We start from the raw sequence: 16,546 nt of genomic DNA, 5'->3' as shown, positions 1-16,546 counted from the left end.
AGCCTTCGTGCTTCCAAGTCTGAGAGAAAATTGTTGCGAAAACGCCGTGCAGGTTTCCTGCCACGGCGCGACCTCCAGCGGGCGCGGTCTGCTCCGGACAAAGCTCTCCCGTGTGGCGACCATGCGCCACCGGACAGATCAGCTGTTTGGAGAAGATGCGTCCCGCGAGGTCAGCGCGTACTCGACGGTCTCTTGGGGTGAGAGCTGGCGTCCGAGGGGTTGATTACGGCACCACTGGAGATCTGCGCTTCGGCTGTCGTTGGTTCGACTGCAGTGATGATACCGTAAGGCATAAGTCCTCCCCCTCCTGCCGCGACGTATCGCGGCAAGTTGTCAGCTTGCTAGTGTCTTAGTTTCGAACTGCCGCTACCGAACACTAAAAATGCCCGGCGCTTCGCCGCCGCGTGTCGCCGTCAATCCGTTCACTTGCTCCGCGTTCCCGCTGCCGGATTCCGACGACTGTCCTGGTCTCTCTTGTTCGATCCCCCAAATTGCCGGGGACATCGCGGGAGAAATTTTGACACAGGCCAACCGTCCTCATATCGCTATGAGTTGTCAATCTAGCTTCGCTTGGAAAGCGTCGCTAACGCGCACACCGCCGCCGATTTGCACGTCCGCCCTTGGGTCTCAAACCGCGCTGATCTGGAGAGCCGTGGGCGTCGCGAACAACAAATAAATACACCAAGCGCATTTTCTGACAATCCGTGGATTCGACGGGGATCGTGACTCTTCGCGACTGTTGAGGCGTTGCGGATGCAGAGTTGCGAAAGCAAGGTTTTGAATCAGCGTACAGAATCGCGCGCGTCACAAATGACGGTGCAATACCAAAAATTTTTCATAGAAAATTTACATTTGGTCTCGCGCCGGTCATTTTTCCAATCGCTGCTCAGCGCTATGTGCATAAGTAACTCGCGAGACGTCATTTTTCTCGATTACTTTTGCAGGGTAACCCCGCTCGCATTTTCAACGCGCGATGCGGCGCGCTATTCCATTTATCGCGCTTAGCGTCGAACAATCTGCGCGAGTGCGATGCGTTAAGCATACCGAGCCGGTAGAACTACGGACACGACGAAACATGACACGCAGTTCGTTGCGCAGCAATGCGCATTGTTCTCGCGCTATGAAACTTCCACGACAAAAGTCGAGACAAAAACAAAAAGCCCGGCGTGAGCCGGGCTTCGTGACAAATGTATTCTTCAGTCAGCTTGCTTCGTCAGCTCGCTGGTCGTCTCACTCGTCAGCTCACTTGGCGAGCTTGGCGATGCTCTGCGTGAGACGCGACACCTTACGGCTCGCGAGGTTCTTGTGAATGATGTTGCGCTGCGCTGCCTTCATCAGTTCGGGCTCGGCCTTGCTCATCGCCTTCAGTGCCGCTTCGCGGTCGCCGCTCTTGATCGCTTCCTCGACGGTGCGCACCGCGCCACGCATCTGCGTGCGACGCGACTTGTTGACGATGGTGCGGCGGGCAATCTTGCGGGTCGCCTTCTTGGCGGAAGTGGTGTTGGCCATGGTTCTCTAACTGTCCTTCGGCGGTGATCGCTCGTGGTCGGGCTTGCGCGCACCGGCCGGTTCAAATCTCAACTCTGATGTATTTGTCCAAGGTGTCCTTGAGGCGGCCATGCCAAGGCGCATAATGCTGCCCCCGCATGCGGCACTGTCCAAAGAACAGCGGCGGCAGGATTGCGCCCGCCGCCATCGGCCGGTCTTATAGATGGCGCAGGCTCAAGCGTCAACGCTTTCGGAGCCCAAAAAGGGCCGGAAATCGGGCCTGCGGGGGGCGGATAAGCCGCTGAAGAGGTTGAATTTCCGGGGAGCGCCCGGTAAGGCCTGACGGCGCGCCGGGCGCGACAGGGAGTTAGGGTGACGCATGATCCGCGGTTTTTTCCGTCTGATCGGCCTATTGCTGCTGGCTGGCAGCTTCATCTTCATGGTCTATGACGGGGCGCGCTACGTCGCCGACCAGAGCCTGCGGTTCACCCAGTTCGGCCAGTTCTGGAACGATATCCATCAGTCGAGCCAGCAGGCGTTTCATGCCTGGGTGGATCGCTTCGGACCCTGGATCTGGAACGACGTCATCCGCCTGCTTCTGGAGCAGCCGGTGTTCGCGGTGCTCGGCATTGCCGGCATCCTGCTGATGATCCTGTTCCGGCCGCGCAAGCCCCTGATCGGCTACGCCCGGGACTGACCTGGCTGCAGCCCCTCTTGGCCGCAGCCCTCAGTAACGGGGCTGCCATCATCTGCGTAAGGACATATATAGGTGACAGCCGGCCCGCAGGCCGTTGCCGCGTCGGCCGATGTCCCGCCCGGAGGTATCCATGTTGTTCATGCGCAAGACCACCGCGTTGCCGAGCGCCACCGAGGCGCTGCCGGGCCGCGCGACGCCGATCCCGACTGCGACCACCCATTTCGTCAATGGCAGCAAGTTGACGCCGCCCTATCCGCAAGGCCTCGAACAGGCGGTGTTCGGGCTCGGCTGCTTCTGGGGCGCGGAGCGCAAGTTCTGGGAACTCGGCGACGGCATCTACACCACCGCGGTCGGCTATGCCGGCGGTCACACGCCGAACCCGACCTATGAGGAGGTGTGCTCGGGGCGCACCGGCCACACCGAAGGGGTGCTGGTGGTGTTCGACCCGAACAAGATCTCCTACGCGAAGCTGTTGAAGACGTTCTGGGAGAACCACAACCCGACGCAGGGCATGCGCCAGGGCAACGACATCGGCACGCAGTATCGCTCCGCGATCTACACGTTCAGCGACGCGCAGCGCAAAGCGGCTGACGAGTCGCAGGCTATGTATCAGAAGGCGCTTGCCGCCAAGGGCCTCGGCGCGATCACCACCGAAATCGCGCCGGCCGGCGAATTCTACTTCGCCGAGGACTATCACCAGCAGTATCTCGCCAAGAATCCGGCGGGCTATTGCGGGCTCGGCGGCACCGGCGTGTCCTGCCCGATCGGCGTCGGCGTCAGCGCCGCCTGAACGCGGTCCTGATGCTGCAAATCGATGGGAGGCCGGGTTTTCCGGCTTCCCGCTCGATCCTCGAAAACCCTTTATTAACCATAAGTGGTGCAAGACTAGGCTTGTCTCGCCGTTGAGGGATAAGTCCGGTGCCGGTTGCACGCGCGTTACGATTGCCGATCACTGCCGTTATGGCTGCGCTCGCGTTGTCTGGCTGCATGAGCACGTCCGGACCGGCGGTCGGCCCGCAAGGTGTCGATGCCGTCAGCTATGGCCCGGCCTACGCACCCGCTCCGGTTGCCGATGCAGGCGGCGGCGGGGCGATCAGCGCATTGCGCTCGGCCTTCGCCAGCGCTCCCCCTGCTTATGGATATGCCGCGCCGGTCGCCGCCCCGATCGTCTTGGCCGCCGCACCGGGTGAGCCCGCCGGTTACGACAATGGCTATCATCTCGGCCCGGGCGACAAGCTCCGCGTCGTGGTCTATGGCCAGGAAGGCCTGACCAACTCCTATGCGATCGGCGCCGCGGGCGCGATCACCATGCCGCTGATCGGCTCGGTGCCGGCGCGCGGCCGCACGCCCGCCGGTCTCGCCGGTGAGATCTCGGCGCGGTTGCGCAACGGCTTCATCCGCGAGCCGTCGGTGGCGGTCGAGATCGAGTCCTATCGGCCGTTCTTCATCCTCGGCGAAGTCGCAGCGCCCGGCCAGTATCCCTATGTGCCGAACATGACCGTCGAAAGCGCGGTCGCGATTGCCGGCGGCTTCTCGCCGCGCGCCCGCCGCGACAGCGTGACGCTGACGCATACGGATGCGTCCGGCTCCGGCCGCTTCGTGGTGCCGCTGGGCACGCCGATGGGCCCGGGCGACACGGTGTTCGTCGGCGAACGCTGGTTCTGATCACCGCTCGTCATGCGCGGGCTTGACCCGCGCATCCATCTCGGAAAAGTTTTTCGAAGACGATGGATTGCCGGGTCATAGGCGAGCGGAAGCGACGCCGTCCTTTGGACGGCTACGCCCGGCAATGACTGACGCTACTTCTTCAGATGCTTCGCGAAAAATTCCATGCTGCGCGGCCAGGCGATGTCGGCGCTCGCCTTGTCGTAGCTCGCGCGTTCGTCGCAATGGAAGCCGTGCTGCGCGCCCGGATAGATGAAGATTTCGACCTCGGGGCGCTTCGACTTGATGGTCTCGACATCGCTCAAGGGAATGCCGGCATCCTTCTCGCCGAAATGCAGCTGCGTCGGCACGGTCGGCTTGTCGTCGGCGAAGCGCACGACCGCGCCGCCGTAATAGCCGATCGCGGCCGAGAGGCCGGTCAGCTTGGTGGCGGCGGCATAGGCGATGCTGCCGCCGAGACAGAAGCCGATGATGCCGACCGGCCCGACCGGTTTCACCGCATCGATCGCCGCCTGGCTGTCGCGCAGCATCGCGGCAAAGTCCGGGTTGGCGACGAATTTGCGCGCTTCGGCGACCTCATCGGGGGAATAGCCGCTCTGGAAGTTCGGCGTGATGCGGTCGAAGATCGACGGCGCAACCGCGACATAGCCTTCCTTCGCCAGCCGGTCGCAGACCGAGCGGATGTGGTGATTGACGCCAAAAATCTCCTGGATCACGACGATCGCGCCCTTCGGCGCGCCGGCCGGATCGGCGCGATAGGCGCCGAGTTCAAATCCGTCGGATGCTTTCAGTTTGATATCTTGTCCCATGGTCCATCCTTGTCATGTTGGGGGTTGCATGAAGGTCTTGGTGACGCGTTCGAAGCTCTATCGCCACATCCAGTTCTCGCCCCAGTCGCCTTTCCAGCCGGCGAGCCGGCCCTTGCGGAATTGCAGATAGAGACGGTCGCGGTGTGGAAACAGTCCGCTGCCGCCGATATCGCGGAAGGTCAGGAAAATCTCGTTGCCGGGCCGTCCGCGGACATAGGTGAAGGGGGTGCCGAGCGCGCGTTGCGCGTCCGCGACGCCCATCCCGAACACCAGCGGTGTGGTGTTCGACAGCGTCGCGGTGAAGGTCGGCGTGGCCGGGCCGCCGAACGGCGGCAGCTTCTCGGCGCTCGCGTCTGTTGCGGCCGCCACGAGCAGCAGGGCGATGGCGATCGATTTCATGGCTTGTCCTTCACGGGTTCTTCACTTGGCCTTTCCTGGCACGCCGGCCTCAAGGCCATCGAGGAACGGCAGCACCGCGGCGATGAAGGCCTGCGGCTGGTCGATGTTGACCGCGTGGCCGGCATTCGGAATCACGGCCTTCTGCGCGCCCGGGATTTTCGCCGCCATGTAGTCGGAGGCGGCCAGGAACGGCGTGTCGTCGGCGCCAACCACGACCAGCGAAGGCACCTTGATCTCGGGCAATGATTCGATCACCCGCGCGTCGCGCTGCGCCAGCATGCCGCGCGCGGCGAGCGCGAGGCCCCGGGCGTTGCGATGCGTGACCGAGGCGCGCTCGGCGCTCAGCGATTTCAGCACCTCGAGCCCTTCGCGATCGAACCGGTCGCCGGTGTCGCGGGCGCGCTGGTTCCAGACCTCGCGGGCGTCGTCCTTCTTGAAGCCCGGGCCGGTGTCGATGATCAATAGCGCGCGCACCCGCTCCGGATGGGCGCGATGAAAGGCCAGCGACATGTAGCCGCCGAGCGACAGGCCGCCGACGATTGCCTTGTCGGCGCCGGCGGCGTCGAGCAGGGCGGCGATATCGCCGACCGTCGCCGCTTCGCTGTAGGCATCCGGATTGTCGGGATAGTCTGATAGCCCGTGCCCGCGCATGTCCCACAATATGAGCTTGTGCCGTTTCGACAGCGCCTCGATCTGGCCCTGCCACATTGCCGAGGTCGACGAATGGCCGTGGGTGAGGATCAGGGGCGGGCCGCTACCGTGGATCTCGTAATAGATATCGACGCCGCTGCGGTTGAGTTTGGCCATTGACGGGCTCCTTCTGTTGTCGATCTCAGGTCCGGCAGCGCTACCGACCTTGGTAGGGCATCGATACGGCATCAATACTGGCATTTCAAAAGCTTCATGCCGTTGCCGCATCGCACAACAGGCAGTTTTCGATATTTATTCTTTTCGATCAATTCCAAATTGGATTGCCTCCAGCCGGGAACCGGATCATTGTTTCGGCAACTGTCGCTTACCCGGTGGGCGCCAGGCGTGACCCAACAGTGAGTAGCCGCCGTAAGCGGCTTCCGACACCGGAAGGGGAGAGAGATGCCAAATCTCAATATCAACGGACGGAATATGTCCGTCGAAGCGGCCAATGACACGCCGCTGCTTTGGGTCATCCGCGAGCAATTGCAGATGACGGGCACCAAATTCGGTTGCGGCGCCGGTCTCTGTGGCGCCTGCACGGTTCACGTCAACGGCGAAGCGGTGCGGTCCTGCCAGACCTCCGTCGCCGACGCCGTCGGCAAGAAGATCACCACCATCGAAGGACTCTCCGCCAAGGGCGATCATCCCTTGCAGAAGGCCTGGGTCGCCGAGCAGGTGCCGCAATGCGGCTACTGCCAGTCCGGGCAGATCATGCAAGCGGCGGCGCTGCTGTCGAAGAACACCAACCCGACGAAAGAGGAAGTGGTCGCGCATATGGACGGCAATCTCTGCCGTTGCATGACCTATTCACGAATCCAGAAGGCGATCATGCGTGCTGCGTCCGACATGCGCACTGCATCGGCCACCGGATCCGAGCGGAGGGCCACATGAACAAGCACGTGAAAAGCCTCGCTCCCGAGACGACCGATCTCAGCCGCCGCTCCTTCCTGGTCGGCACCGCTGCAACCGGCCTCGTGCTCGGCTACGCCGCCGTGCCCGGCATCGACCAGGCGCTCGCGGCGCCCGCACCCGCCACTTTCGAGCCGAGCGTCTGGTACTCGATCGCGCCCGACGGTCTCGTCACCGTGACCTGCGGCAAGGCCGATATGGGTCAGCACGTCGCCTCGACCATGGCGCAGATCGTGGCCGAAGAGCTCGGCGCGAACTGGAAGGACATGCGGGTCCAGCTCGCCTCCAACGATCCGAAGTTCAACGATCCCGTGCTGGGCGCGCAGATCACCGGCGGCAGCTGGTCGACGATGATGAACTTCGACGCCATGAGCCGCGCCGGCGCTGCCGGCCGGATCGCATTGACCGAGGCGGCGGCGGCCGCGATGGGCGTGCCGGCCGGTGAGCTGGTGGTACGCGCATCGACGATCAGCCATCCGAAGTCGAAGAAGTCGATGTCGTTTGCCGACGTGGTGAAGAGCGGCAAGGCGACCAAGACCTTCACGGCGGATGACCTGAAGGCGCTGAAGCTGAAGACGCCCGATCAGTACACCATGATCGGCGTCTCAGTGCCGCAGATCGACATTCCGTTGAAGGTCAACGGCACGGCCAAATACGGCATCGACGTGATGGTGCCGGGCATGGTCTACGGCGCGCTGGTCACTCCGCCGGTGCGTTACGGCGCCACCGTGAAGTCGGTCGACGATAGCGCGGCCAAGAAGCTGCCGGGCTTCATCAAGGCCGTCACCCTCGACGACAAGACCGCAACCACGACCGGTTGGGTCGTCGCGGTCGCCAATACCTTCGCGCAGGCGAAGAAGGCGGCCGAGGCGCTGAAGATCAGCTATGACAGCGGCCCGAACGCAAAACTGTCGAGCGAATCGCTGTTCACCGAGGCCAAGCGGCTGCAGGGGCTGAGCGATTCCGGCGAGTTCTTCGTCAAGGACGGCGATCCGAACGCGGCGTTCGGCACGGCGGCCAAGGTGCTGGAGGCGGAATACACCACCAACATCAATATCCACGCGCCGATGGAGCCGATGAACGCCACCGCGGAGTTCAAGGGCGACATCCTGCATATCTATTCCGGCAACCAGTTCGCGACGCGCTCCGGTGCGATCGCAGCCGGCGCCGCCGGGATCGATCCGAAGTTCGTGGTGATGCACCAGATGTGGCTGGGCGGCGGCTTCGGCCGGCGTCTCGACGCCGACATGATGGTGCCGGCGGTGCAGGCGGCCAAAGCCGTCGGCAAGCCGGTCAAGGTCATCTACTCGCGCGAGAACGACATGACGATGGACTTCTCGCGTCCGTTGACCTTGCAGAAGGTGAAAGCCGGCATGGACGGCGACGGCAAGATCGTCGCGCTGAGCCATGACGTGGTCTCGGCCTGGCCGACCCAGCGTTGGGGAATCCCTGATTTCCTCACGCCATCGGTCGACAAGAAGGGCCCGCTCGACTCGTTCACCGTGAACGGGGCGGACTTCTTCTACACCGTGCCCAACCACTACGTGCGGGCGATCAAGAACGAGATGGCGCACAACGCCACCCCGTCGGGTCAGCTCCGTTCGGTGGCGCCGGGCTGGACGTTCTGGGCGGTCGAAAGCATGATCGACGAGATCGCGCATGCGACCGGCAAGGACCCGGCGCAGCTGCGCATCTCGTTGCTCGACGGCAAGGGCAAGAATGACGGCGGCGCGCAGCGTCTCCGCAACACTCTGCTCGCTGCGATGGGCCTCGCCGGCTATGGCACCAAGCAACTGCCCAAGGGCGAAGGCATGGGCGTGGCCTGCGTGTCGTCGCAGGAGCGCGCCACGGCGAGCTGGACCGCCTGCGTCGCCCATGTTGCGGTTGCGCCATCGGGCGAGGTGACGGTGAAGAAGCTGACGGTGGCGACCGACGTCGGTACGCAGGTGAATCCCGATGGCATCCGGGCCCAGGTCGAGGGCGCGGCGCTGTGGGGCATGTCGCTTGCGCTGTTCGAGAAGGCGACGTTGAAGGACGGCGGCATCGAGCAGACCAACTTCGACACGTACACGCCGCTGCGGATGAGCCAGCTGCCGGAAGTCGCGGTCAACGTCATCGCCAATGGCGAGAAGGCGACCGGCGTCGGCGAGCCTGCGGTGACGGTGGTGGCGCCGGCGATCGGCAACGCCGTCTTCAACGCGGTCGGCGCCCGCGTCCGCGGTCTGCCGATCACCGCGGAGGCCGTGAAGTCTGCGATGAAGAAGGCTTGATGGCCTGAACGAATGAAGACGCCGGAGAGCGCGACAGCTCTCCGGCGTTTTTTCTTGACCGGCGCCGCAAAATTCATGATCCGCCGCTGCTGCCGCCGGCTCGCTGCAGTTTCGGCGGACCTGATTCTGCTGGCGGATTTTGCGGTCGCTCAAATTGTATCCATTGCGCTTAACCGCCGTTCAGCATCCCCATTAAGTCGGAGGGAACGCATCGTCAGGTAGCGTCCGGCGTCGGTCGTTACCGCGACGGGGATGTCATGACTGCCTTGGCCAATAACCAGACTTCGAAGCGCCGTCTCCTGCTGGCGTCAGATCGAAGCGATCAAAGCAACGAACTCGCCAGCATCCTGCGCTCGGTGGGCGAGGTCGATACCATTCCGACCTCGGATATTCCCGAGCAGCCGGCCCGCGATCTCTCCGGCATCGTCGTCGACATCAACCTGCGCTCGCCCGAAGCCGTGCAGCTGGTTCGCGCCAAGCTGCAGGCCGACGCCTATCGCGAGATGCCGCGGCTGTTCGTGCTGGCGGATGCGCTGCATCACGCCTCGATGCAGGCCTGGGCGCTCGGCGCCACCGACACGATCTCGCGGCCGTTCGATGCGCGCGGCATCCTGCAGCGCATCCGCGCCGCATTCCCCGACAACAGCGGCTATGACGAGACCGACCGCGGCAAGGCGCTCAACCGCGGCGTCGAGGCCGCGCACGGCGTGATGGTCAAGATGTTCGAGCGGATGCGCGCCGGCGAGCCGCTCAAGTTCGAGGACATCGTCGCCGCCGAGAACAAGATCCTCAAGGCGATCAAGCACAATTCACTGCGCGAATGGCTGACCACGGTCGGCTGCCATCACCAGGAGACCTATCGCCATTGCCTGTTCGTGACCGGCTTCGCGGTGGCGTTCTCGCAGCATCTCGGCATGCGCGAGGACGACCAGCGCCGGCTCGCCCGGGCCGCGCTGCTGCACGATGTTGGCAAGGCCTTCGTTCCGGTTGCGCTGCTCGACAAGCCCAGCGCGCTGACGGTCGAGGAAATGGCCGAGATGCGCGAGCATCCGCGCCGCGGCTATGAGGCGCTGTCCGCGCAGGGCGGCTTCCCGCCGGAAATGCTCGACGTGATCCTGCACCATCACGAGTTCCTCGACGGCACCGGCTATCCCAACGGCCTCAGCGGCAACCAGATCAGCGACATCGTCCGCGTCACCACGATCGTCGATGTCTATGCCGCCCTGGTCGAGAAGCGCGCCTACCGGCTGCAGTTCACCCACGCCAAGGCGTTCTCCATGATGGAGGAGATGGGCGGCAAGCTCGACCAGCAATTGCTGCAGGCATTCCGCCCGGTGGCGTTCGGGCATTATTGAGCCGCAACGGCCTCCGCGTCATTGCTTCGTCGCTTCGCTCCTCGCAATGACGCGGAGGTGAAGTGTTTAGCCAATCAACGCAAGTCCGCGTCCTTACCTCCGCCTAGATTCCGGTGATCATCGGCGCGACCGATGCTTTGGCGGTTGAGGACGATCATGGACACGGCAACGACCGGGGATCTCGACATCCCCGCAGACATCGCGGCAACCCTCGTTGATCCGGTCGCCTATGCCGACGATCGCATCCACGACGCCTATCGCTGGCTGCGCGCCAACAACCCGCTCGGCATCGCCCGGCCGGAGAAATTTGATCCGTTCTGGGTGGTGACCAAGCACGCGCATATCCAGGCGATCAGCCGCCAGAACGACCTGTTCCACAACGCCGACCGGCCGACCACGCTGACCAACCAGGCGCTCGAGGAACGCGTTCGCAAGATCACCGGCGGGCCCAATCTGGTGCGTTCGCTGGTGCAGATGGATGCGCCCGACCATCCGAAATACCGCGCGCTGACGCAGGGCTGGTTCATGCCGGCCAATCTCGGCAAGTTCGAAGGCCGCGTCCGCGAGATCGCGCGGGCCACGGTGCAGCGCATGCTCGACCGCGGCGGCGCCTGCGATTTCGTCGAGGACGTCGCGCTCGGCTATCCGCTGCACGTCATCATGGAGATCCTCGGCGTGCCGGAGGCGGACGAGCCGCGCATGCTCAAGCTGACGCAGGAGCTGTTCGGTCCACAGGATCCCGACACCGCGCGCGTCCGCGACGCGCTGAGCGCGGAACAAGTCTCCGTGATGTTGCAGGCGATCATCGCCGACTTTTCCGCTTACTTCCGCACGATCACCGAAAATCGCCGCCAGAACCCGCGCGAGGATCTCGCCACCGTCATCGCCAACGCGAAGATCGGCGGCGACTATATGCCCGAGCACGATCAGACCAGCTATTACATGATCGTCGCAACCGCGGGCCACGACACCACCTCATCCTCGACCGCGGGCGCGATCTGGGCGCTGGCGAACGACCCCGCGGAATTCGCCAGGGTGAAGGCCAATCCGGAACTGATCCCGGGCCTGGTCGACGAGGCGATCCGCTGGATGACCCCAGTCAAGCACTTCATGCGCTCGGCCACCGCCGACACCGAGCTCGGCGGCCGCGAGATCGCAAAAGGCGACTGGCTGATGCTGTGCTACGCCTCGGGCAATCGCGACGAGGAGGTGTTCGAGGAACCCTATCGCTTCCGCAGCGACCGCAAGCCCAACCGCCATGTCGCGTTCGGCTACGGCGCGCATCTCTGTCTCGGCCAGTATCTCGCCAAGCTCGAGATGCGTATCCTGTTCGAGGAGTTGCTGCCGCATCTGAAATCGCTGTCGCTCGACGGCGAGGTGAAGATGACGCAGGCCTATTTTGTCAACGGCCCGAAGAAGCTGCCGATCCGGTTCGAGGTGAATTGAGATCTTCCACCGTCATTCCGGGATGGTCCGAAGGACCAGACCCGGAATCTCGAGGTTCCGGGTTCGATGCCTTGCATCGCCCCGGAACGACGTCGCCGTCACTCCAGCATCTTCCTCAGCTCCGCCTTCGCGACCTTCTCCAGCGTCGAGCGCGGCATCTCGTCGACGAAGCGGATTTCCCGCGGCACCTTGAAGTCGGCAAGCGCCGCGCGGCAGGCGGTCATGACCTTATCGTGCAGATCGGCGGGCGACGCCGCGACGCCGGCCTGCGGGATGATGAAGACGACCGGCACCTCGTCCAGCATCGGGTGCTTCTTCGCCACGACGGCGGCTTCGCGCACCCCCGGCACCACCGCGATCACCTGTTCGATCTCGGAGGCCGCGACATTCTCGCCGCCGACCTTCAGCATGTCCTTGGACCGATCGCCGAACCTGATATAGCCGCGCTCGAGCAGCGTGACGCGGTCGCCGGTGACGAAATAGCCGTGCTCGTCAAAGCTCTCGCGTGTGGCCTTCTCGTTGTGCAGATATTCGGCGAACAGCGACAGGCCGGGAATGCCCTTGATCAGCAGATTGCCGGTCTCGCCGACGCCGGTCGGCGTGCCGTCATCATTGGTGATGCGGATTTCGTATTCGGGTGCAGCGCGGCCGATCGACATCGGCGTGTTCGGCTGGTCGACCTCGCCGATGATGCCGTGGGTGATAGTCTCGGTCATGCCCCACCAGCCGATGATCTTGACGCCGAACACCGCGAATGCGGGCGGCTCGTTCACCGCGGTGCCCCAGAGCCTGAACTTGTGATTCTTGGGGACCTCCTGCTCGAGCAGCGCCTTCATGCAGAACGGGATCGTCGAGGTCCAGGTCGCGCCGTGCTCGAGCGCCACCGGCCAGAACCGGCTCGCCGAGAAGCGCGGCTGGATCACGCAGGTCGAGCCGACCCACAGGCTCGCCAGCATCGAATAGGCCAGCGCGTTGGTGTGAAACAGCGGCAGGTAGGTCTGGTGCACATCAAAGGCGTGCAGGTCCTGATGCGCCGCATTGATCTTGGCGCCCCACAATGCGTTGGCATGGGTCCACAGCACCGCCTTCGGCCGCGATGTGGTGCCGGAGGTGTATTGCACGCTGCAGGGAGCGAGCGGATCGGTCGGGCGCTGCGGCCGGTCGGCGCTGTCGGCAAACAGCGCCTCAAAACTGTCGCCGCGCGCGGGCGCCTGTGCCGGCGCTTGCCCCGCATCATGCGAGGTCACCGCGATCCAGCGCAGGCCCTTGCAGTTCGTGGCAATCAGTTCGGCATAGGCCGGCTGGGTGATCGCGGCGACAGCGCCGCAATGGCCGGCAAAGTACTCGATCTCGGCCGCAGCCGAGCGGGTGTTGGTGGTGACGGCAATGGCGCCGAGCTCGACGCAGGCGAACCACGACATGATCGCCTCGATGCAATTATCGAGATGGATCAGGACATAGTCGCCCTGCCTGATGCCGCGCCTGGCGAGGCCCGCGGCCAGCGCGCCAACACGCTCGCGGAATTCGCCGTAGCTCCAGCGCCGCGCCGGCGCATCGAACGGGGCCCAGATCAGGAACGGATGATCGCGGCGCACCTCGGCGCGCATCCTGAGCAGCCATGGCACGTCGAGCCCCGCAAACGGTCCCACGACGCCCGGCACTGGCTTTGCATTGGTCATATGTCCTCCCGCGCGCCGCTTCAGCGGCTGCTTGCTTGTTCTTGTCGGCAGCCCTTGTGCCACCGTGCGCGGCCGCGGGCAAATTCTGATATATTTCCGCGAGGCGCAACAGCGCGAACCTCAGGCGCGCAATTGCGCGTCATGGTTCGATGCTTCACATCGCCCCGGATAACGGCCTTAAGCGTCAGTCCTGATACGACGAGATCTCGATCAGGCTGCCGTCGGGGTCGCGGCAATAGACCGAACGCAGCGTGCCGCGCGCACCCTGCTTGGCCACCGGGCCTTCCTCGATCTTGACGCCATTGGCCTTCAGATGCGCGACCACTTCCTCCGGTGTGCTCGAGGTCAGGAAGCAGAGATCGTCGCTGCCCGCCGCTTCGTGATCGGCGGTGAACCAGTCCACCTTGTCGGCATCGCGCGGCCGCACATTGATCTTCTGGTTGCCGAACACCAGCGAGGTGCGCGGTGTCTTGCCGTTGCCGGGGTCGAACACCTTCACCTCCATGCCAAGGATCCTGCTGTACCAGGCAACCGAGCGCACGACATCGGTGACGTTGATCACGAGATGGTCGAGCCCATTCACCTTGACGGACATGCGCGATCCTTTTCGGTCCAGAGTCTCAATACAAGAATTCAGCGCTTCGGTTCTGATGCAATCGGAGCCGAAGCTTAGCCTTTCGTCGCGGTCGGTGGCGCACGTGTCGCACTGGCCGCTTCAGACATTGTTTGTTAAAACCGCGCCGCACGCAACGCAACAGAAACGGGCAGGGCGCCAAACCCTGCTGGATCGGGAGAAACTTCATGATTTCACGCCGTACCGCGCTGGGCCTGATCGGGTCGGGGATTTCGACATTCGCGATCGGCCGCGCGTCCGCCGCCGACTATCCGGCGCGGCCGGTGCGCTGGATCGTGGGCTATCCGCCCGGCGGCGCCACCGACATCATCGCGCGGCTGGTCGGGCAACGGCTGTCGGAGAAGCTCGGCCAGCAATTCGTGATCGAGAACAAGCCGGGCGCCGGCAACAATATCGGCACCGAGGCTGCGATCAACGCCGAGCCAGACGGCTACACCGTGCTGCTGGTCAATCCGGCGAACTACATCAACGCCTCGCTCTACGCCAATCTGAAGTTCAACTTCGTGCGCGACGTCGCGCCGGTCGCTTCCTTTAATCGCGTGCCGAACGTGATGACCGTCAACAAGGACGTGCCGGCGAAGAACGTCGCCGAGTTCATCGAGTACGTGAAGGCCAATCCCGGCAAGGTCAACATGGCCTCGTCTGGCAACGGCACCTCGGTGCATCTCTCCGGCGAGATGTTCATGTCGATGACCGGCTGCAAGATGCAGCACGTGCCGTACCGAGGCGCCGCGCCTGCGATCACCGACATGCTCGGCGGTCAGGTGCAGGTGATCTTCGACAACATGCCCTCGATCATCCAGCACATCCGTTCCGGTTCGCTGCGCGCGCTTGGCGTGACGACGACCGAGCGCTCCTCGCAACTGCCCGACGTGCCGGCGATCGCCGACACCGTGAAGGGCTATGAGGCGAGCGCGCTGTTCGGCATGGGTGCGCCGAAGAACACGCCGAAGGAACTGATCGCCAGGCTCAACAGCGAGATCAACGCCGTTCTCGCCGAACCCGACATGCGGAAGCGTCTGGTCGAGCTCGGCGGCGACTCGCTGATCCAGGCACCGGACGCCTTCGGCAACGACATCAAGGCCGAGACCGACAAATGGAAGAAGGTGGTCGAGTTCGCCGGCCTCAAGGTCGAGTAGGCCTCGCACCTTCTGCGGCGCTGACGCGAAACGGATGCCCTTCAGACGCTTGCCCGAGACGCCGCACTTCACTAACTGCGGCATCTCGGGAAGTCGGAGTGATTCGGATCATGCGCAGATCGCAATTGGCAGTGCTTGTCCTTGCAACGATGACGCTTGCCGGTGCGGCGAGCGTCACGCCTGCCTCCGCCGATCCCTATGACTATCCGTGGTGCGCGCAGGGCCCGAGCCTCGGCTATCCCGGCGAATGCGCCTATCAGACCTATGATCAGTGCCTCGCGAGCGTGTCGGGACGCTATCTCGCCTGCGGAGAAAATCCGCGCTTCCTGTTTCGCCCCCAATTGCAAGCGGAACCGCGGCCGCACCGTCGCTGGCACCGGCATCGGCACCACCGGCAGTAGCCGCCTGAGCAATTTCCGCTCTCAGCCTGCAATCGTTCCAACCACCTCGCCCGATGCTGCCGCGGCCTTGACGCGATCGTGAAAACGCCCGCTTGACGCCGCGCCGTTTGCGTCTATACTAAACCTTATGGTTAAGTATCAGGACGAAACGCTGGACCGCACCTTCGCGGCGCTTTCCGATCCCACCCGCCGGGCGCTGGTGGCCCGGCTCGGCGAGCAGGACAGCCTGTCGGTGAGCGAACTGGCGCAGCCATTCGCGATGTCATTGCCGGCGATCATGAAGCATCTCGACGTGCTCACGGATGCAGGCTTGGTCGCGCGCGAAAAGACCGGCCGCACGGTGGCCTGCCGGCTCACCGCCAGGCCGATGGAGCAGGCGATGAACTGGCTCAATCGCTATGCGCAATTCTGGTCCGACAATCTCGATCGCCTTGCCGCTTTTGTGGAGGAAGACCCATGGTCAATCAATCGGCCAACAAATCCGCATTCGCCGCCGACGCCGGCCTCGCCGCGCGTCCAAGCCTCACCCTCACCCGGCGGCTCCGCGCGCGGCCGGAGAAAGTCTACGCCGCGTGGACCGAGCCGGAAAACCTAGCGCGGTGGTTCGGTCCGGGGCAGGTCAAGCCCGGCACGACCCAGGCCGAGCTCGATGTCCGCGTCGGCGGGCGCTACCGGATCAAGTTCACCGGCACCAACGGGGAATATCACGAGGTCGGCGGCGTCTATCGCGAGGTGGTGCCGAACGAAAGGCTGGTGTTCAGCTGGGCCTGGCATTCGACCCCGGAGCGCGAGTCCGAGGTGACGGTGTCGATCAGGCCGGATGCCGGCGGCACGTTGCTCACTTTCCATCACGCGCAGTTCGTCGATGAGACCGCCCGCGACAACCACCAACGCGGCTGGACCGAATTCCTCGGCAATCTCGAACACTTCGTCGACGCCTGAACAGGGAGCATCCCAAGGAG

16 protein-coding genes and 1 pseudogene are annotated in these 16,546 nt (G+C 64.0%); 11 read left to right on the top strand and 6 right to left on the bottom strand.

What is annotated here, in order from left to right:
• Window positions 1-1,242: 1,242 nt before the first annotated feature.
• Window positions 1,243-1,509 carry a 30S ribosomal protein S20 gene (gene rpsT, locus G6P99_RS47390; protein ID WP_029079417.1) on the bottom strand — a complete coding sequence of 89 codons (267 nt, stop codon included), beginning with the start codon at window positions 1,507-1,509 and terminating at the stop codon, window positions 1,243-1,245.
• Between the two features lie 358 nt (window positions 1,510-1,867).
• Here rpsT and G6P99_RS47385 point away from each other — a divergent pair, with 358 nt between their 5' ends.
• From G6P99_RS47385 to G6P99_RS47375, 3 genes are all read left to right on the top strand, one after another.
• Window positions 1,868-2,185, top strand: a complete 318-nt coding sequence (locus G6P99_RS47385) for a hypothetical protein (RefSeq protein WP_029079418.1) — start codon at window positions 1,868-1,870, stop codon at window positions 2,183-2,185.
• Between the two features lie 130 nt (window positions 2,186-2,315).
• Entirely contained in the window at window positions 2,316-2,975 is a 660-nt protein-coding gene (gene msrA / locus G6P99_RS47380; RefSeq protein ID WP_029079419.1) for a peptide-methionine (S)-S-oxide reductase MsrA, read from the top strand.
• Between the two features lie 170 nt (window positions 2,976-3,145).
• Window positions 3,146-3,850 (top strand): polysaccharide biosynthesis/export family protein, encoded by a 705-nt coding sequence (locus G6P99_RS47375; protein WP_198031144.1) that lies wholly within the window; start codon window positions 3,146-3,148, stop codon window positions 3,848-3,850.
• A 134-nt stretch (window positions 3,851-3,984) separates the two neighbouring features.
• On the opposite strand, the gene G6P99_RS47370 is transcribed toward G6P99_RS47375, so the two are convergent.
• From G6P99_RS47370 to G6P99_RS47360, 3 genes are read right to left on the bottom strand one after another with little or no spacing between them, the layout of a single operon-like run.
• Window positions 3,985-4,659: a dienelactone hydrolase family protein gene (locus tag G6P99_RS47370; RefSeq protein ID WP_029079421.1), complete on the bottom strand. Its 675-nt coding sequence runs from the start codon at window positions 4,657-4,659 to the stop codon at window positions 3,985-3,987.
• Window positions 4,660-4,716: 57 nt separating this feature from the next.
• Window positions 4,717-5,058, bottom strand: a complete 342-nt coding sequence (locus G6P99_RS47365) for a hypothetical protein (RefSeq protein WP_029079422.1) — start codon at window positions 5,056-5,058, stop codon at window positions 4,717-4,719.
• A 21-nt stretch (window positions 5,059-5,079) separates the two neighbouring features.
• Complete coding sequence (locus tag G6P99_RS47360) at window positions 5,080-5,865, bottom strand: alpha/beta fold hydrolase (protein WP_029079423.1); 786 nt, start codon at window positions 5,863-5,865, stop codon at window positions 5,080-5,082.
• Between the two features lie 285 nt (window positions 5,866-6,150).
• Between G6P99_RS47360 and G6P99_RS47355 the strand changes: the two genes are divergently transcribed.
• The 4 genes from G6P99_RS47355 to G6P99_RS47340 all read left to right on the top strand — a co-directional run bounded on the left by G6P99_RS47355 (window position 6,151) and on the right by G6P99_RS47340 (window position 11,731).
• Window positions 6,151-6,642 (top strand): (2Fe-2S)-binding protein, encoded by a 492-nt coding sequence (locus tag G6P99_RS47355; protein ID WP_026192016.1) that lies wholly within the window; start codon window positions 6,151-6,153, stop codon window positions 6,640-6,642.
• A complete protein-coding gene (locus G6P99_RS47350; RefSeq protein WP_029079424.1) occupies window positions 6,639-8,930 on the top strand; it encodes a xanthine dehydrogenase family protein molybdopterin-binding subunit in 2,292 nt (763 codons plus the stop codon). The genes G6P99_RS47355 and G6P99_RS47350 overlap by 4 nt, the downstream gene beginning before the upstream one ends.
• A 257-nt stretch (window positions 8,931-9,187) precedes the next feature.
• Window positions 9,188-10,285 (top strand): HD-GYP domain-containing protein, encoded by a 1,098-nt coding sequence (locus G6P99_RS47345; protein WP_029079425.1) that lies wholly within the window; start codon window positions 9,188-9,190, stop codon window positions 10,283-10,285.
• A gap of 156 nt (window positions 10,286-10,441) precedes the next feature.
• A complete protein-coding gene (locus G6P99_RS47340; protein WP_029079426.1) occupies window positions 10,442-11,731 on the top strand; it encodes a cytochrome P450 in 1,290 nt (429 codons plus the stop codon).
• A gap of 98 nt (window positions 11,732-11,829) precedes the next feature.
• Here G6P99_RS47340 and G6P99_RS47335 read toward each other — a convergent pair whose 3' ends face one another.
• Window positions 11,830-13,410 (bottom strand): AMP-binding protein, encoded by a 1,581-nt coding sequence (locus tag G6P99_RS47335; protein ID WP_165126964.1) that lies wholly within the window; start codon window positions 13,408-13,410, stop codon window positions 11,830-11,832.
• A gap of 184 nt (window positions 13,411-13,594) precedes the next feature.
• Window positions 13,595-14,005 (bottom strand): VOC family protein, encoded by a 411-nt coding sequence (locus tag G6P99_RS47330; RefSeq protein ID WP_029079428.1) that lies wholly within the window; start codon window positions 14,003-14,005, stop codon window positions 13,595-13,597.
• Window positions 14,006-14,211: 206 nt separating this feature from the next.
• Between G6P99_RS47330 and G6P99_RS47325 the strand changes: the two genes are divergently transcribed.
• From G6P99_RS47325 to G6P99_RS47310, 4 genes and pseudogenes are all read left to right on the top strand, one after another.
• The gene (locus G6P99_RS47325; RefSeq protein ID WP_029079429.1) at window positions 14,212-15,183 is read left to right on the top strand and encodes a Bug family tripartite tricarboxylate transporter substrate binding protein; all 972 of its coding nucleotides are present in this window, start codon (window positions 14,212-14,214) and stop codon (window positions 15,181-15,183) included.
• 131 nt (window positions 15,184-15,314) lie between these two features.
• Window positions 15,315-15,584 (top strand): DUF3551 domain-containing protein, encoded by a 270-nt coding sequence (locus tag G6P99_RS47320; RefSeq protein ID WP_414645611.1) that lies wholly within the window; start codon window positions 15,315-15,317, stop codon window positions 15,582-15,584.
• A 127-nt stretch (window positions 15,585-15,711) separates the two neighbouring features.
• Window positions 15,712-15,903: pseudogene (locus G6P99_RS47315) on the top strand (ArsR/SmtB family transcription factor); the annotation flags it as partial.
• Window positions 15,904-16,040: 137 nt separating this feature from the next.
• Entirely contained in the window at window positions 16,041-16,526 is a 486-nt protein-coding gene (locus G6P99_RS47310; RefSeq protein ID WP_029079432.1) for an SRPBCC family protein, read from the top strand.
• Window positions 16,527-16,546 lie beyond the last annotated feature (20 nt).

Origin of the sequence: Bradyrhizobium sp. 6(2017), assembly GCF_011058295.2 — a bacterium.
Taxonomy (GTDB): Bacteria; Pseudomonadota; Alphaproteobacteria; order Rhizobiales; family Xanthobacteraceae; genus Bradyrhizobium; species Bradyrhizobium septentrionale.
This window is presented reverse-complemented; position numbering and strand designations above follow the sequence as displayed.

Coding starts and splice junctions, on each gene's coding strand:
- rpsT (WP_029079417.1), bottom strand. CDS start 1,509: ATGGCCAACACCACTTCCGCCAAGAAGGCGACCCGCAAGATTGCCCGC.
- G6P99_RS47385 (WP_029079418.1), top strand. CDS start 1,868: ATGATCCGCGGTTTTTTCCGTCTGATCGGCCTATTGCTGCTGGCTGGC.
- msrA (WP_029079419.1), top strand. CDS start 2,316: ATGTTGTTCATGCGCAAGACCACCGCGTTGCCGAGCGCCACCGAGGCG.
- G6P99_RS47375 (WP_198031144.1), top strand. CDS start 3,146: ATGGCTGCGCTCGCGTTGTCTGGCTGCATGAGCACGTCCGGACCGGCG.
- G6P99_RS47370 (WP_029079421.1), bottom strand. CDS start 4,659: ATGGGACAAGATATCAAACTGAAAGCATCCGACGGATTTGAACTCGGC.
- G6P99_RS47365 (WP_029079422.1), bottom strand. CDS start 5,058: ATGAAATCGATCGCCATCGCCCTGCTGCTCGTGGCGGCCGCAACAGAC.
- G6P99_RS47360 (WP_029079423.1), bottom strand. CDS start 5,865: ATGGCCAAACTCAACCGCAGCGGCGTCGATATCTATTACGAGATCCAC.
- G6P99_RS47355 (WP_026192016.1), top strand. CDS start 6,151: ATGCCAAATCTCAATATCAACGGACGGAATATGTCCGTCGAAGCGGCC.
- G6P99_RS47350 (WP_029079424.1), top strand. CDS start 6,639: ATGAACAAGCACGTGAAAAGCCTCGCTCCCGAGACGACCGATCTCAGC.
- G6P99_RS47345 (WP_029079425.1), top strand. CDS start 9,188: ATGACTGCCTTGGCCAATAACCAGACTTCGAAGCGCCGTCTCCTGCTG.
- G6P99_RS47340 (WP_029079426.1), top strand. CDS start 10,442: ATGGACACGGCAACGACCGGGGATCTCGACATCCCCGCAGACATCGCG.
- G6P99_RS47335 (WP_165126964.1), bottom strand. CDS start 13,410: ATGACCAATGCAAAGCCAGTGCCGGGCGTCGTGGGACCGTTTGCGGGG.
- G6P99_RS47330 (WP_029079428.1), bottom strand. CDS start 14,005: ATGTCCGTCAAGGTGAATGGGCTCGACCATCTCGTGATCAACGTCACC.
- G6P99_RS47325 (WP_029079429.1), top strand. CDS start 14,212: ATGATTTCACGCCGTACCGCGCTGGGCCTGATCGGGTCGGGGATTTCG.
- G6P99_RS47310 (WP_029079432.1), top strand. CDS start 16,041: ATGGTCAATCAATCGGCCAACAAATCCGCATTCGCCGCCGACGCCGGC.